This window comes from Achromobacter maghribensis, from assembly GCF_057334215.1.
Genome location: NZ_JBHFII010000005.1, coordinates 157,050 through 172,114, shown reverse-complemented (window position 1 = coordinate 172,114; position 15,065 = coordinate 157,050). Strand labels below are relative to the sequence as shown.

Here is a 15,065-nt window from a genome sequence, read left to right as displayed (position 1 = left end):
ATGACAACAGGACATCTCTCAAGCCGGTTCGGGGCACTTTTGATTCTTGTGCCGACCTTGACGCTTGCTACGTTTTTTGGAGCTATCGGTTATTCGCTCAAGGCGTCACTCCTGGACGACGCCATTGATCACCATAATGTTCATCTGCTCCAGCGTTCGCTTGCCATCGCGAACGAGCAGGCCGCCATCATCGACGAGCTGAGCGCCCCAGCCGTGGCATGCTCGGCCGAGGACCTGGCTCTGATGAGAGAGAGAGTCTTTCAGTCGAAGTACGTGGGGGATATTGCACGGATTTCGGATGGGGCAATACAGTGTTCGGCGGTGTGGGGAGAATGGGGCGAGCCCTATGTCTTGCCTGCCGAGCGAACGCCGATGCACCAGGACATCTTCGTATGGAGGAAACTCGCGAACCCGGTCCATCCGGCGCTCATCGCGGACGTTGCCGCAAACGACCGCGTGGCGGTTTTCAATGGCCCCAACGCGTTCGTTGATGTAGGGGACCACACCGGCCATTTATGGGGACGCACGTACTCAAGGGATGGCAGCGTGATCCAGGAGTTCGGTGCTTCCCCGTCTCCCGAGGCCGACACAAGCATTTTCGGGAAAATCACCAGCGCGTTCCTGATTGTCCGAAGCGGATCGACGTGTTTGTCGCCCGGCCAGCCTGATATCTGCGTGGCCTCCACAGCGCTGGTGGACGCGCGCGTCATGGTCCTGGCTATCGGGCTGGTGGGCGGGCTGGTCGGTGTCGCGTGTGGCGTGGCGCTGTTCCTGTCGTGGCGAGGCGCAAACGGCCTACGGGTGAGTCTTGCCAAAGCGATACGCCGAGAGAAAATTCAGGTCCGCTATCAGCCGCTTTGCGCGCTCGAGACTGGCGAGATGGTCGGCGCCGAAGCGCTGGCCCGTTGGACGCACGACGAGGTCGGTCCTATTCCTCCGGACACCTTCATCCCTTGGGTCGAATCGATGGGGCTTCGGCGAGCTTTCACCCAATACATCATTCGGAACGCGATTGACGGAGTAAAGGATCGACTGACCGGCGCAAGACCGTTCTATCTTAGCGTCAACGTCTTTCCGGCCGACCTGGAAGATGAATCGTTCCTTGATTTTCTCGTTGCTTGCGTCAAAGAACGAGGCGTCGCGCCTAAACGGATCGTGGTCGAAGTCACGGAGTCGGCAAAGTTCTCGTCCGCGTCCCCGGCAGAGCTGATCAGCCGCTTTCGCGTGGCAGGTTTCAATGTCTTTTTGGATGACTTCGGCGTGGGCTATTCCAACTTGGGCAATGTCCTGCAATGGGACGTCAGCGGAATCAAGCTGGACCGGATTTTTATCCAGTCAATCGGAGATGCACCGAACACCAACCCGGTGCTGGACCAAGTGATCGAAATGGCAAAACAGCTTAACGTCCAGCTGGTCGTGGAGGGTTTGGAAACGCGACGGCAGGTCGACTACATCCGGGAACGGGCGCCGCTCGCCATCGGCCAGGGGTGGTTTTTTGGGCGCCCCGTCTCTGCTGACGAGTTGGGCAAAGTGGCCATTAAGCCGGACGAGCCCACGCAGGCTCGCTCGGCGTCCGTTTGCTGACTCGGCTCCCTATATCCGCGGCGTTCCATCAGGCGATTTTCTCGTCTTCGGGGGAGACGTCGGATCCACCGCGCATGGCACTCGATCCGATAGTTATGGATTAACGAAACAATCCATTGTCGCTGGCCGCTCTTCTCGGTGGCGCTCGCCTTCCATATAGTTTTCTCCATGCCGAGTGCATGTCGCTTAACTCAATTATGCGGCGCCGGCTCAGCCTGAAGCACTCGACCAAACCCACTCGTCCGCTCAATGAGTTCGGGCAATGCAATCTGGAGAAAACAATGGCACGTCACGTCCGCTTTCATGAAACCGGTGGCCCCGAAGTTCTGAAGATCGAAGAAGTCCCCACTCCTGAACCTAATGCCGGCGAAGTGCGCATCAGCGTTCGCGCATTGGGCTTGAATCGCGCCGAAAGCATGTATCGCACCGGCCGATACGTCATAGAGCCCGCGTTTCCCGCAACCATGGGTTACGAGGCATCCGGCGTGATCGACGCCATCGGCCCTGAAGTCGAAGGTCTGGCGGTGGGAGACGCCGTCGCCGTCATTCCAGCGTTCATGTTCGACCAGTACGGCCTGTACGGCGACCTGGTCATCGCCCCGGCGCGCGCCGTGGTGAAAAATCCAGATGGGGTGAGTTGGGAATCAGCTGCCGCGATGTGGATGCCATTTACCACCGCCTGGGGCGCCCTGATCGACCTGGCGAACCTTCGCAGGGGTGACTTCGTCGTGCTTTCTGCTGCCTCGAGCAGTGTTGGCTTAGCGGCGATGCAAATTGCAAAGTCTGTGGGCGCCACGCCCATCGCGATCACTCGAAACGGCGAGAAGACCAAAGAACTGCGGGAAGCAGGATTCGCCCATATTCTCCAAACCGGCGTCGGCGATATTACGGCCGAAATCATGCGTATCACCGATGGGGCCGGTGCTCGAGTGGTCTTTGATCCCGTTGGCGGTCCCACCTTCGAGAGCATCGTGAAGGCCACGAGCAAGGACGCTATCGTGTTCATCTACGGTGCGCTGAGCCATGACGTTACGCCGGTCCCCGTGCTTCACGTCCTGGGCAAGCACACGACAATTCGCGGTTACGAGTTCATCGAGGTCACTGCTGACGACGAAAAGCTCACTCGTGCCAAAGCCTTCATCACGGAAGGCCTGAGCAACGGCAAGTTCAGCCCGCAGATCGCAAGGGTGTTTCCCTTTGAAGAAATCGTCGAAGCCACGCGTTACTTGGAGTCGAACGCCCAGTTTGGGAAGATCGTGGTCAAGCTTTAGACAGCCTTAACGGCCTCGCCTAACGGAGACGATTTCCCCACTCGGTTCAGTTATCCAGTAGTCAATCCCCGGGGGACGGTCGACACCTGGCCGCTCCGCCCATCGTTAGTGCCAGAGAAAATTGAAATGCAGTGTCTTGCATTTACAAAGCAATGTAGGCTGGGAGCGGAGTCGCCGGACGATAAAATCGGCGACATACGCGCCATTGCTGGTGGGTGGGACACGGGGGTGATATGGAGCTTTTGCATTCAATGGAGTTGTTTACAAAGGTCGTCGAAGTCGGCAGCTTCACCAAGGCCGCCGACACGCTCCAGATCAGTCGACCCCAGGTGACGCTCGCAATCAAAGACCTGGAGAATGCGGTGGGCGCGCGGTTGCTCCACCGCACAACTCGAAAGGTGACGTTGACGGCCGAGGGGGAAGCCTTTTACGAGCGGGCTAAGGAGATCCTCGTCGGTGTGGCTGATGCTACGAGCATGTTTGGACGGCTTGGTGATCCCGTCCGTGGTCGTCTGAGAATCAATCTGCCGTCGGTTCTTGGGCAGTTGCCGTTTTTGAACGCATTGGCGACCTTCTCCGAGAAGTATCCTGAAGTAGAAATCGCTCTTGGCATCAGCGATCGTTTTATCGACTTGGTCGCAGAAGGCGTTGACTGCGCGCTTCGTATCGGCGATCTGGCCAGCTCAAGCCTGATCGGCAGGCAAGTTGGCTCCGTAAAAATGGTAAGTTGCGCCGCACCAAAATACCTCGGAAAGTTTGGCGAACCCCTCAAAATTGAAGATCTCGCCCGCCATCGTGTCGTCCAGTTTCTTTCTGGAGGAAGTCGCCGGGCCTTACCGTGGTGCTTCTTGGTAGATGGGGCGGAGCAAACCTACACCGGCAAGGGCAGCTTGAGCGTCAACGAAGCCAATGCCTATGTTCACGCAGCAGTCGCGGGCTTTGGCCTGATTCAAGCGCCCGGATTCATGGTGGAACAGCAATTGAAAGACGGAAGTCTCGTACAGGTATTGGAACCGTATCGACCAAAGCCGATGCCCGTCTCTCTGGTGTACCCCAGTCGTTCTCACGTCGCCCCGCAGGTGACGGCTTTTGCGGATTGGCTTCAGGCCCAGCTGCCTCTCATTCGGCCGAAGTGGGTTCTAAAGGCCAAATAGACTCCCTATCTTGCAGCTTCCGCCTTACCGACGGCAAACATGTGCGTGCGGATGACATCATCATCCCGGCGGATATGGCCGTTGGAGACATCGCGGAATACCTTGATGATCTTCTTCATGAAATATTCCGACCCGGGGACAGGATCGTAGCGCGGTAAGGGCCCGGCGCGTCGACGCTGATAGGCCTCTACGCGCGAGCGACTTGATTTCCTGTCTTCAGTTCACCAGTACCGGCTTGTCGCGATATCGGTCGGGGAAGGTCTTCGCCAGGTTCTCCACCTTGGGGATGTCGTTCACCATGATGTACATGCTGTACGGGTGGCGCACCAGATAGTCCTGGTGATAGCCCTCGGCCGGATAGAAGGCCTGCAACGGTTCGACCGTGGTGGCGAGCGTCTTGGGGTAGACGCCTGCCTGGTTCAGCTGCGCGATGTAGGCTTCGGCGACCTTGCGCTGGCTGTCGTCGGACGGGAAAACGGTCGAGCGGTACTGCGTGCCGCTATCCGGACCCTGGCGGTTCAGTTGCGTCGGATCATGCGCGACCGAGAAGTAGATTTGCAGCAGTTGGCCGTAGCTGATTTGCTTGGGGTCGTAGGTGATTTCCACGGCCTCGGCGTGGCTGGTTCGTCCGCTGCTTACGGCGTCGTAGTTGGCCATGCCGGCTTTACCGCCGGCATAACCCGATACGGCGTTGGTCACGCCCTTCACGTGCTGGAACACGGCTTGCACGCCCCAGAAGCAGCCGCCGGCAATGACGGCCTTTTCCTGCAAGGCCGGGTCCTTCGACGGGTCGACGGCGGGCGGCGGAATGATGAAGGCGGATTCGCGGGCTTGAGCGGCGCCCGCGGCCAACAGGCCGAAGGCGGCGGCCAGGGCGGCGCAGTGTTTGCGGAACGGGATGTTCATGGTGTGGCGTCCTGATAGGGGCAGTCTGGGGTCAGGCCTGGGGAGCGAAGGTCATGGCTACCCCGTTCATGCAATAGCGCAAGCCGGTCGGCCGTGGGCCATCGTCGAAGACGTGGCCCAGGTGGCCGCCGCAGTTGGCGCAGTGGACGGCGGTGCGAATCATGCCGAAGCTGCGGTCGCGGGTTTCGCCGACGGCGGCGTCCAGCGGTTGCCAGAAGCTGGGCCAGCCGGTACCGCTGTCGAATTTGGTGTTTGACGAGAACAGCCGCTGTTCGCAGCCCGCGCAAGAGAACGTGCCTTTGCGGTGTTCGTCGTTCAGCGGGCTGGTGTATGGGCGTTCGGTGCCTTCGCGGCGCAGCACGTCGAACTGCGCGGGCGTCAGGCGGGCGCGCCATTGCGCGTCGGTCAGCGTGTAGGGAAACGAGGCTGCGGGGGCGGCGCCGCGCGCGGCCAGCATGGGAGCCAGGCCGGCAGCCAGTGCCGCAACGCCGCCCAAGCTCAGGAAATGTCTGCGATTCAATGTCATGGGATGGCTCCTTGCAGGAGTAAGGGGGCAGCCCCCGCGCTTGCTGGCGGGCGAAGCGGGCGGGCTGCCGCGAGGGGGATTATTTCTTCATGCTGTCGTTGGCCATGCCGCCCTTGGACATGCCGTCTTTCGACATGCCATCCTTGGCCATGCCATCCTTCTTCATCCCGTCGTGCGCCATGCCGTCTTTCGCCATGCCGCCTTTGGACATCCCGTCCTTGGCCATGCCGTCTTTCGCCATGCCATCCTTGGACATGCCGTCTTTCGCCATGCCGCCCTTGGACATGCCGTCTTTCGACATGCTGTCCTTCGACATCGAGTCCTTGGCCATATTGTCCTTGCTCATATTGTCGGCGGCATGGGCGGCCACGGCGCCAAAGGCCAGGCACAGGGAGAAAGCGGCGGTGGTGAGTGTCTTCATGATGTGTTCCTTTGATGGGAGGGGGTAAAACATGGGAATGGACAAGCGTTCCACCTAGCTTCCGCCGAACCAGTTGTAGCCCTGGTCCTCCCAGTAACCGCCTGGGTAGGTGTTGGTGACGAAAATCGCCCGGATGTGCTTGGGGTTCTTGTAGCCAAGCTTGGTGGGCATGCGCAGCTTCATGGGAAAGCCGTATTCGGGCGGCAGGGTCTTGCCGTCATAGGTCAGCGCCAGGATCGTCTGCGGGTGCAGCGCGGTCGGCATATCGATGCTGGTGTAGTAATCGTCCGAGCACTTGAAGCCCACGTATTTCGCGGTCAGGTCGGCGCCCACGCGCTTCAAAAACGTGGAAAACGGCACGCCGCCCCATTTGCCGATGGCGCTCCAGCCTTCCACGCAGATGTGCCGCGTGACCTGGTCTACCTGGGCCATGGCGCGCAGTTCTTCCAGGCGCCATTGGCGCTTGTCGGCCACCATGCCGGTGACTTCCAGCCGGAACGACGCTTCGTCGACATGACGGACCTCGTCGATACCGTAATAGGCGTTGAACGGAAACGGCCGCGTGATCATCGATTCGGGGTAGGTCGGCGCCAGCTTGTTGGGGTCGAAAATCCAGCCTTGCACGCGGTCGTTGAAGCGGGACACGGAAGCCAGCGCCTTTTCCACGTTCTCGTCGTCGGATAGCGAGCAGCCCGACAACATCGCCAACCCGCCCAGCGTCAGGCTGTTGCGCAGGAACGTGCGGCGGGAAGGCTGTTCGACCCGTTTGGCCAACAGGTTCCGGGCCTCTTTCAGAATGGCGGGGCCGTCCAGGCCCAGCAGCGATAAGCGTCTTTTCTGGCTCACGAAGGGCTCCTTATTTGCCGCGAATCATGGCGAGCAGGCTGCGCGGAACCAGCGCCACCATCACCAGATGGACCGCCACGAATGCGACCAGCAGCGCCATGGCGAAGAAATGAACCCGCCGCGCGAACTCGTAACCGCCCAGCAGTTCACGCAGCAGATCGAATTGCACCGATTTCCACAGCACCAGGCCGGACAACACCAGCACCACGATGTCGGCCATGACGAAGAGGTAGGCCAGCTTTTGCACCTGGTTGTAGTGGCGCAGATCGTCGTGGGCGAGCTTGCCGCGCAGGGCGGCGCCAAGGTCGGCGGCGACGCCGCGAGGGCTGACGGGGAAGAACTTGCGCCACAGGCGGCCGGTGGCCACGTTCAGCGCCAGATAGAGCAGGCCGTTGGCGAACAGCAGCCACATGCCGGCAAAGTGCCATTGCAGGGCGCCGCCCAGCCAGCCTCCCAGCGTGATGCCGTTGGGGAAGGTGAAGTCGAAGAACGGCGCGGCGTTATAGACGCGCCATCCGCTCATCACCATGATCACCACGGCCAGCGCATTGATCCAATGCATCGTCCGCAGCCATCCGGGATGGATGACGCCGGCCGGACGGGGGGCGGCCGGTGTATCGTGACGTGCGGGGCTTGCCATCATGGCGGGTCTCCGGGGCGTTCTGTCGTTGAAGCCATTCTTCCCCGGAGCCGATATCGGAGTCCTCACGCAAACTTAAAATATTTGTGATAACTCCCCGCCTGCGGATTGGCGACAATGGCACTACTGAATTGGTCCGAGCCCCCCATGGAATCGCCTCGCCGCGTGCTGATAGTTGAAGACGACGTCCACATCGCCGAATTGCTGCGCTTGCACCTGCGCGACGAAGGCTATGCGGTGGAACATGCCGCGGACGGCAACGAAGGCATGCGGCGGCTGGAAGAGGGCAGTTGGGACGCGCTGGTCCTGGACTTGATGCTGCCCGGCATTGACGGCCTTGAGATCTGCAAGCGGGCGCGCGCCATGGCCCGCTACACCCCCATCATCATCACCAGCGCCCGGTCCAGCGAGGTGCACCGCATCCTGGGTCTGGAATTGGGCGCGGACGACTACCTGGCCAAGCCGTTTTCCATGCTGGAACTGGTAGCGCGGGTGCGGGCGCTGCTGCGCCGCAGCGACGCGGTGGAGCGCAATGCGCGCATCGACGCCGGCAGCCTGGCCGTGCATGGGGTGTCCATCGACCCGACCGCGCGCACGGTGGATGTGGACGAACGCCGCCTGGACCTGACGCCGCGCGAGTTCGACCTGCTGCATTTCTTCGCGCGCCATCCCGACAAGGTGTTCTCGCGCATGGATCTGCTGAACCATGTCTGGGGATATCAGCACGAAGGCTACGAGCACACCGTGAATACGCACATCAACCGGCTGCGCACCAAGATCGAAGCCGATTCTTCCAACCCGCAGCGCATCCTGACCGTATGGGGCAGGGGCTACAAGTTCGCGGCGGCGCCGGGCGGCACGGGAGGCGCATCATGAAACGTTTCAGTCTGACTCAACGCCTGTCCGGTGTTTTTGCGTTGCTGCTGCTGGCCAGTTGTGGCGCATCGGCCTGGTTACAGATCGCCGCCAATTCGCGCTACGAGCAGGAAGTCGTGCAGCGTCTATCCAGCGGGCTGGCGCAGCATATCGCCGGCACCAACGAACTGATGGACACCAATGGCTGGAAGCCGGACGCCGTGCGTTCGCTGTTCGATATGCTGATGGCGGTGAATCCCGCAGTCGAGGTCTACCTGCTGTCGAACGACGGTCGCATCGTGGGCGATGCGGCGCCGGCGGGGCAGATCAAGCGGGACCGCGTGGATCTGGCGCCCGTCAAGCGGCTGCTGGACGGCGGGATGCTGCCTATCGCGGGCGACGACCCGCGCAGTCTGGACGCGCAAAAAGTGTTCAGCGCCGCGCCCGTGCGGGTGGCGGGGCAGGACAAGGGCTATGTCTATGTGGTGCTGCAGGGCCAGGCGCACGATGCGTTGGCGATGTCCGTGTCGCGCAGTTCGGTGTTGCGAACGACGCTGTGGTCGATCGCGCTGGTGGCGCTGCTGGGGCTGGTGGCCGGCTTGACCGCCTTTGCCTTGATCACGCGGCCACTGCGCGGCCTGACTCGGGCGGTGCGCGCCTTTGACGGTGACGACGGCCAGGCGCTGGCCGCGCTGGAACGTCCGGGCGACGCCTCGGACAAAAGCGGTGACGAAATATCGGTGTTGCGGCGCAGCTTCGTGCAGATGGGCCGCCGGATTTCGGATCAATGGCGCGAGTTGACCCGGCAAGACCAGCAGCGGCGCGACCTGGTCGCCAATATCTCTCACGATCTGCGCACGCCGCTGACGTCCCTGCATGGCTACCTGGAAACGTTGCGCCTGAAGGACGACACGCTGGACGCCAGCGAACGCCGCCGCTATCTGGACATCGCGCTGGCGCAAAGCCGCAAGGTGGGCCGGCTGGCGCAAGAACTGTTCGAACTGGCGCGGCTGGAATCCGGCTTGGTGCGGCTGGAGCCTGAAACCTTTTCACTGCCGGAATTGGTGCAGGACGTGCTGCAGAAGTTTGAACTGGCCGCCGAGGCGCGCCAGCAACAATTGACGACGGATATCCCGCAGGCCTTGCCGTTGGTGCGCGCCGACCTGGGGCTGATCGAACGGGTCCTGACGAACTTGTTGGACAACGCGATCCGGCACAGCCCGCCGGGTGGCCGGATCGAACTTCAGCTGGGGGCGACGCAGAGCCGGGTGCAGGTGCAGGTCAGCGATTCGGGGCAGGGGATTCCGCCCGAGCTTCGCGCGGGATTGTTCACCCGGGCTTCGGCGTTGAGCCGCGGGCCGCGCGATGGCGGCGGTTTGGGGCTGGTGATCGTGCAGCGCATCCTGCAGCTGCATCAAAGCGAGATCCGGCTGGTGGAACGCGCCGAACGTGGCGCGGTGTTCCAGTTTGACTTGTCGGCAGCGCGTTGACGTTCACCGGCCCATCGCCAAGGTGTCAGGCGGCGGCGGGCATCTTGCCGTGTAGCAGGTAGTCCATCAGTTCGCGCACCGAGCGCATGGCGTCGCCGAACGGCAGCTTTGACGCGCCGCGGAAGAACAGGCCGCGGCTGACCTCGCCGCGCAGGGCGGCGGCCAGCTTCAGGTCGATGCAGAACTGGCCGAAGCGCGACAGACCGTCGCGCAGGCCGCATTGCGTAAGGCAATCCATGCGCTGGCTGCAACGCCGGGGATCGGCGCGGGTACCAGCTTGCAGCGTCTTTTCCTGGCGCAGATAGCGGGTCAGCCAGGGCGTTGCCACCGCGCGCGCCGGCAGACCGGCGACGCTGGTGAATTCGGCAAGTTCGGCAGGGTCCGCATCCATCAGCACGCGTTTGAAGTTCTCGTGCGCGTCGCCCTCATGGGTGACGGCGAATGCCGTGCCCACCTGCACGCCGTCAGCGCCGTTGGCAAGCCAGTGGCGCACCTGTTCGTGGCTGCCGACGCCGCCCGCGACAATCAGGCGCGGCGCATCGTGGCCCAGTTGCAGTTCGTCGAAAAGGGCATGGCATTCGGTCAGGACACGCTGGAAATCGAAGCGTTCGTGGTGGAGGTCGTCCAGGCGCGCCGCGCCCAGGTGCCCGCCCGCATGGCCCGGATGTTCAATGACCACGGCGTCGGCAAGCTTGCCTTTCTTCATCCATTTCTTCAGCACGACCGCCACGCCGCGCGCTTCCGACAGGATCGGCACCAGCGCGACCTTCGGGAAATCGGCCGTCATTTCAGGCAGGTCCATCGGCAGGCCGGCGCCCATCACGATGGCTTGCGCGCCGCTTTCGCAGGCCTGACGCACCAGCGCGGGGTGGCCGCGCACGGCCTTCATGACGTTGACCGCGATCAGGCCGCGCCCTTGCGCCGCGTCCAGCGCGGCACGCACTTCGCGGTCCAGCGCGACCAGGTTGGCGCTGTCGATGACGTCGCGGTCATTGCATTTGTCGGTTTTTTCAAGCAGATCGGGGTGGTGATGGCGCAAATCGATGCTGGCGATGGTGCCTACCGCGTTCAGGCTGGCAACCGCGCCAGCCAGGCGGTGAGCGGACACGCCTACGCCCATGCCGCCCTGAACGATGGGCAGCAATTCGCGTCCGGCGAGTTTGAGTGATTTGAACCACGTCATGTTGAGTCTTTCCTCTGGTCAAGTGGACAGAGGCTAGAGCAAGGGATGACGGGTCGCCTTGCGCGGGATCAAGCCGGGGGGCAATGGCGGGGGCGGGGGCGCCCGCCGCCATGCTTAGCCGACGCTGCCCGTCAGCCGATTGGCGGCTTGCAGCACGGATGCCAGGTGAGCCGGTTGGTAACGGTGCGCGGGCGCCGTCAGCGTCACCGCCGCCGCGATGCCGCCGGACAGCAGGAAAACGGGCGCCGAGATGCCGGCGACTTCACTCAGGCGGTCGCCCAGCGCGGCGAAATAGCCGTCTTGGCGAATCCGGGCGTACAGCGCCTGGTCCGGGCCGGGGGCGTGCCCCAGGATGTCGTCATAGGCCGTCAGCACGCGTCCGCCGCTACCGCGTTCCAGTGGCAGCAGGTCGCCGGCCCGGATGTGGTCGCGCACCGGGTGCGGGGAATCCACGCGGTACAGGCACAGCCGGGCATCGCCCTGGCGCACATGGTAAGCCGCGCTTTCGCCGGTGGCGGCCACCAGTTCCCGCAGCACGGGCATGACCACGTGCTCCAGCGAGAACGACGCCGAATAGATGCTGTGCAGGCGGGCCACTTCGGGCCCCAGCGCATAGCGGCCGTCGTCCAGGCGGCGAATCCACTGCGCGTGTTCCAGCGACGCCAGCAGGCGCAGCACGGTGCTTTTGTATAGCCGCGTGCGTTCCGCCAGATCGCCCAGCGATAGCGTCCGGTCGGCAGCGGTGAACACAGCCATCAGGCTCATCGCCCGGTCGACGGCGGCCACGCCGCCTTCAGCGGCATCGGCGTCCGCGACGGATTCAGTGGCGGCTTTACGGGGCACGGCGCGCCCCGGTCGGACAGCGGACTTCAATGTGCATATTCCATCCTTTAGAACGATTGGGGCCATTGTAGGCACAGCCCGGCCGGCGATTCGGGCCGTATGCCGCTTGACACTGATTTTGCATTCGTCTTTAATTCTATTAGAAAGAACATCGTTCTATTAGATAGAATTTAATTGGAGACAGAAATGGCGAGCGACATTACGGCCGAAACGGGTGTCTTGATCAGCGAGGTCGGGCCGCGCGACGGGCTGCAATCGGTCAAGGCCACCATGCCGACCGCCGACAAGTGCCGGTGGATCGATGCGCTGGTCGCCGCGGGCGTGCGCGAGATCGAAGTGGCGTCGTTCGTGCCCGCGCGGCTTCTGCCGCAGATGGCGGATGCGGCGGAGGTGGTTGCCCATGCGATCCGCCATCCGGGCGTGACCGTGATGGCGCTGGCGCCCAATCTGCGCGGGGCCGAGGCGGCATTGCGCGCGGGGGTCCACAAATTGACGCTGCCGGTCTCCGCCAGCCGTGCCCATTCGATGGCCAATGTGCGCAAGACGCCGGAAGACATGGTGGAAGAAGTCCGCGCCATCGTGGCGCTGCGCGACGGCATCGCGCCCGGAGTCAAGATCGAGGCCGGAATTTCGACCGCGTTCGGCTGCACCTTGCAGGGACTTGTGCCGGAAGACGACGTGATCCGGCTGGCGGCGATGTGCGTGGAGGCGGGCGCGGACGAATCCGGCCTGTCCGACACCGTGGGCTACGCCAACCCCGCGCAGGTGCGCCGCCTGTTCCGCCGCTTGCACAGCGAAATCGGGGCCCGCGCCGGCGCGGCCCATATGCACAACACCCGGGGCCTGGGGCTGGCCAATTGCCTGGCCGCCTGGGAAGAGGGCGTGCGCACGTTCGACAGTTCGCTGGGCGGATTGGGCGGATGCCCCTACGCGCCGGGCGCATCGGGCAACGTCGTCACCGAAGACCTGGTCTTCATGTTCGAGGCGATGGGCGTGCGCACCGGGATCTCGCTGGAAAAAATCATCGCGGCGCGCTCGCCGCTTGCCGCCGGCCTGCCTGGCGAGCCGCTGTACGGCATGACGCCCGATGCCGGGCTGCCCAAAGGCTTTTCGTCTTCCCGACCCGTTTCCCCATGAAGGTGCCTGACATGTCCAGCCGTCCCCCGTCCCGTCTTCCGTACGAAGGCATTCGCGTCGTCGAATTCACCCATATGGTGATGGGGCCCACGTGCGGCATGCTGCTGGCGGACCTGGGCGCCGAAGTCATCAAGGTGGAACCGGTGGGCGGCGATTCCACGCGCCGCCTGTTGGGGTCCGGCGCGGGGTTCTTTCCCATGTTCAACCGCAACAAAAAGAGCATCGCGCTGGATCTGAAGCAGCCCGAAGGCATTGAGGCTGCGCTGCGCCTGATCGATTCCGCCGACGTGGTCAGCGAGAACTTCAAGTCCGGCGTGATGGAGAAGCTGGGCTTGGGGTATGCCGCGCTGAAGGCGCGCAACCCGCGCCTGGTCTATGTCAGCCATAAGGGCTTTCTGCCGGGTCCGTACGAAAACCGGACCGCGCTGGATGAAGTCGTGCAGATGATGGGCGGGTTGGCCTACATGACGGGCCGCCCCGGCGATCCGCTGCGCGCGGGCGCCAGTGTCAACGACATCATGGGCGGCATGTTCGGCGCGCTCGGCGCGATGGCGGCGCTGGCGCAGCGCGAACACACCGGCGCCGGCATGGAGGTGCAGGCGTCGCTGTTCGAGAACAATGTCTTCCTGGTGGGCCAGCACATGATGCAGCACGCGATGACCGGGCGCGCGCCGGCGCCGATGCCCACCCGCATTTCCGCATGGGCCGTGTACGACGTCTTCACCGTGAAAGACGGCGAGCAAGTATTTCTGGCCGTCGTCAGCGATAAGCAATGGGACATTTTCTGCCGGGCATTTGGCCTGGCGGACTGGCTGGCCGATTCGCGCCTGAAGACGAACAACGACCGCGTGCAGGCCCGCGATTGGCTATTGCCGCAGTTGCGTGCGCTCCTGGCTGGCTACCGCGCGTCTGAGCTGGCCGCCATGTTTGAACGGGAAGGCCTGCCGTTCGCACCGATCACGCGGCCGGAACAGCTTTTCGACGATCCGCATCTGAAAGCAACGGGCGGGCTTGCGCCGGTCACGCTGCCTGACGGACGCGAAACCCGGGTGCCGCTGGCCCCGCTGACGCTGGACGGCGTCCAGCCTCCCATCCGCCTGCAGCCGCCGGCCGTGGGTGAACACACCGACGAGCTCTTGCGAGCCGTTGGCTATCGCGACGACGAAATCGCGGCCTTGAAGGCAAGGCACATTACACAAGGAGACAAACCCTCATGATCGCTCTATCTCGACGTTCGTTCCTGGGCGCAGCCATCTGCGCGGCCGCATTGCCGTTACGGGCCCAGACCGCCGCCGGCTATCCCAACGGCCGTCCGATCCGCCTGATCGTCCCGTATACGCCAGGCGGCGGCACGGATTCCGTGGCGCGCGCCATCGCGGCCAAGATCACGGGCGCGGCCGGCTGGTCCGTCGTGGTCGAGAACCGTCCCGGCGCGGGCGGCAACATCGGCCTGGACTACGTCGCCAAGACCAAGCCTGATGGCTTCATGCTGGGTCTGGGGCAAACCGCCAACCTGGCCATCAATCCGGCGTTGATGCCGAAGATGCCCTTCGACGCCGAAAAGGACTTTGCCGCCGTTGCCCTGATCGCGTCGCTGCCGGTGGTGCTGGTGGTGAAGGCCAACGCGCGCTGGAACACCTTGGCGGATCTGGTTCGCGACGCCCGCGCCGCACCCGGATCCATCAAGCAGGCGCTGGCGGGGTCGGGCACCGTGGGCCATCTGGCGGGCGAATTGCTGGCCTACCAGGCAAAGTTTGAAGTGCTGAACGTGCCCTATCGCGGCGCGGCGCCAGCCTTGAACGATTTGCTTGGCGAGAGCACCGACTATATGTTCGCCACGCCGCAGGCCGCGCAGGAAATGTTGAAGGGCAAAGTGTTGCGCCCCTTGGCTGTCACGGCGCGGACGCGGCTGCCGATCCTGCCCGATGTGCCCACGGTGGCCGATTCTGGTTTCGAGGGGTTCGAGGCGCTGGACTGGAAGGCGCTGGTCGCGCCCGCCGGTACGCCCCGGGACGTGGTGCAGGCGGTCAACGGCGTCGTGGAAAAGGTGCTGGCCGATCCGGCCACGGTGGCGCTGTTCACCGCCGAAGGCAGCACGGCGATGGGCGGCACGCCCGAGGCGGCGCAGCAGTACATTCTTCAGGAACAGAAGAAGTGGGCCCGCCTGATCCGCGAGGCCAATATCCAGACCGCCTCTTGAAGCGGGCGG

The 15,065-nt window shown here is 63.4% G+C and carries 16 protein-coding genes; 9 read left to right on the top strand and 7 right to left on the bottom strand.

What is annotated here, in order from left to right; all coding sequences use genetic code 11:
- From ACE039_RS02285 to ACE039_RS02270, 4 genes are all read left to right on the top strand, one after another.
- Positions 1–1,584, top strand: coding sequence for an EAL domain-containing protein (locus ACE039_RS02285; RefSeq protein ID WP_485821578.1), 1,584 nt, complete (start codon positions 1–3; stop codon positions 1,582–1,584).
- A gap of 281 nt (positions 1,585–1,865) precedes the next feature.
- A complete protein-coding gene (locus ACE039_RS02280) occupies positions 1,866–2,855 on the top strand; it encodes a zinc-dependent alcohol dehydrogenase family protein (RefSeq protein ID WP_485821650.1) in 990 nt (329 codons plus the stop codon).
- Positions 2,856–3,106: 251 nt separating this feature from the next.
- Positions 3,107–4,009, top strand: coding sequence for a LysR family transcriptional regulator (locus ACE039_RS02275; protein WP_485811016.1), 903 nt, complete (start codon positions 3,107–3,109; stop codon positions 4,007–4,009).
- Positions 4,010–4,083: 74 nt separating this feature from the next.
- Positions 4,084–4,167, top strand: a complete 84-nt coding sequence (locus tag ACE039_RS02270; protein ID WP_485821649.1) for a hypothetical protein — start codon at positions 4,084–4,086, stop codon at positions 4,165–4,167.
- Between the two features lie 58 nt (positions 4,168–4,225).
- Here the strand turns inward: ACE039_RS02270 and msrA are convergent, their stop codons facing one another.
- From msrA to ACE039_RS02245, 5 genes are all read right to left on the bottom strand, one after another.
- Positions 4,226–4,915, bottom strand: a complete 690-nt coding sequence (msrA, locus tag ACE039_RS02265; RefSeq protein ID WP_485821577.1) for a peptide-methionine (S)-S-oxide reductase MsrA — start codon at positions 4,913–4,915, stop codon at positions 4,226–4,228.
- Between the two features lie 31 nt (positions 4,916–4,946).
- Complete coding sequence (gene msrB / locus ACE039_RS02260; RefSeq protein WP_485821576.1) at positions 4,947–5,441, bottom strand: peptide-methionine (R)-S-oxide reductase MsrB; 495 nt, start codon at positions 5,439–5,441, stop codon at positions 4,947–4,949.
- A gap of 79 nt (positions 5,442–5,520) precedes the next feature.
- Positions 5,521–5,862: a pentapeptide MXKDX repeat protein gene (locus ACE039_RS02255; protein WP_485821575.1), complete on the bottom strand. Its 342-nt coding sequence runs from the start codon at positions 5,860–5,862 to the stop codon at positions 5,521–5,523.
- 54 nt (positions 5,863–5,916) lie between these two features.
- A complete protein-coding gene (locus tag ACE039_RS02250; RefSeq protein ID WP_485821574.1) occupies positions 5,917–6,708 on the bottom strand; it encodes a molybdopterin-dependent oxidoreductase in 792 nt (263 codons plus the stop codon).
- Between the two features lie 10 nt (positions 6,709–6,718).
- Positions 6,719–7,351 (bottom strand): cytochrome b/b6 domain-containing protein, encoded by a 633-nt coding sequence (locus tag ACE039_RS02245; protein WP_313462779.1) that lies wholly within the window; start codon positions 7,349–7,351, stop codon positions 6,719–6,721.
- A gap of 144 nt (positions 7,352–7,495) precedes the next feature.
- Here ACE039_RS02245 and ACE039_RS02240 point away from each other — a divergent pair, with 144 nt between their 5' ends.
- Both ACE039_RS02240 and ACE039_RS02235 read left to right on the top strand, forming a co-directional pair.
- Positions 7,496–8,224, top strand: coding sequence for a response regulator transcription factor (locus ACE039_RS02240; protein WP_485821573.1), 729 nt, complete (start codon positions 7,496–7,498; stop codon positions 8,222–8,224).
- Positions 8,221–9,693 (top strand): sensor histidine kinase, encoded by a 1,473-nt coding sequence (locus ACE039_RS02235; protein WP_105557184.1) that lies wholly within the window; start codon positions 8,221–8,223, stop codon positions 9,691–9,693. Before ACE039_RS02240 ends, ACE039_RS02235 begins: the two co-directional genes overlap by 4 nt.
- 25 nt (positions 9,694–9,718) lie before the next feature.
- On the opposite strand, the gene ACE039_RS02230 is transcribed toward ACE039_RS02235, so the two are convergent.
- Positions 9,719–10,876 (bottom strand): NAD(P)H-dependent flavin oxidoreductase, encoded by a 1,158-nt coding sequence (locus ACE039_RS02230; protein ID WP_448708321.1) that lies wholly within the window; start codon positions 10,874–10,876, stop codon positions 9,719–9,721.
- Positions 10,877–10,990: 114 nt separating this feature from the next.
- Positions 10,991–11,719 carry an IclR family transcriptional regulator gene (locus ACE039_RS02225; RefSeq protein WP_485821572.1) on the bottom strand — a complete coding sequence of 243 codons (729 nt, stop codon included), beginning with the start codon at positions 11,717–11,719 and terminating at the stop codon, positions 10,991–10,993.
- Positions 11,720–11,905: 186 nt separating this feature from the next.
- On the opposite strand from ACE039_RS02225, the gene ACE039_RS02220 reads away from it, so the two are divergent.
- The 3 genes from ACE039_RS02220 to ACE039_RS02210 are packed head-to-tail and all read left to right on the top strand — an operon-like array spanning position 11,906 to position 15,056.
- Positions 11,906–12,856, top strand: coding sequence for a hydroxymethylglutaryl-CoA lyase (locus ACE039_RS02220; protein ID WP_485821571.1), 951 nt, complete (start codon positions 11,906–11,908; stop codon positions 12,854–12,856).
- Between the two features lie 11 nt (positions 12,857–12,867).
- On the top strand, positions 12,868–14,073 hold the full coding sequence (locus tag ACE039_RS02215; protein ID WP_485821570.1) for a CaiB/BaiF CoA transferase family protein: 1,206 nt from the start codon (positions 12,868–12,870) through the stop codon (positions 14,071–14,073).
- A complete protein-coding gene (locus ACE039_RS02210; protein WP_485821569.1) occupies positions 14,070–15,056 on the top strand; it encodes a Bug family tripartite tricarboxylate transporter substrate binding protein in 987 nt (328 codons plus the stop codon). Before ACE039_RS02215 ends, ACE039_RS02210 begins: the two co-directional genes overlap by 4 nt.
- The last annotated feature ends 9 nt before the right edge of the window (positions 15,057–15,065 follow it).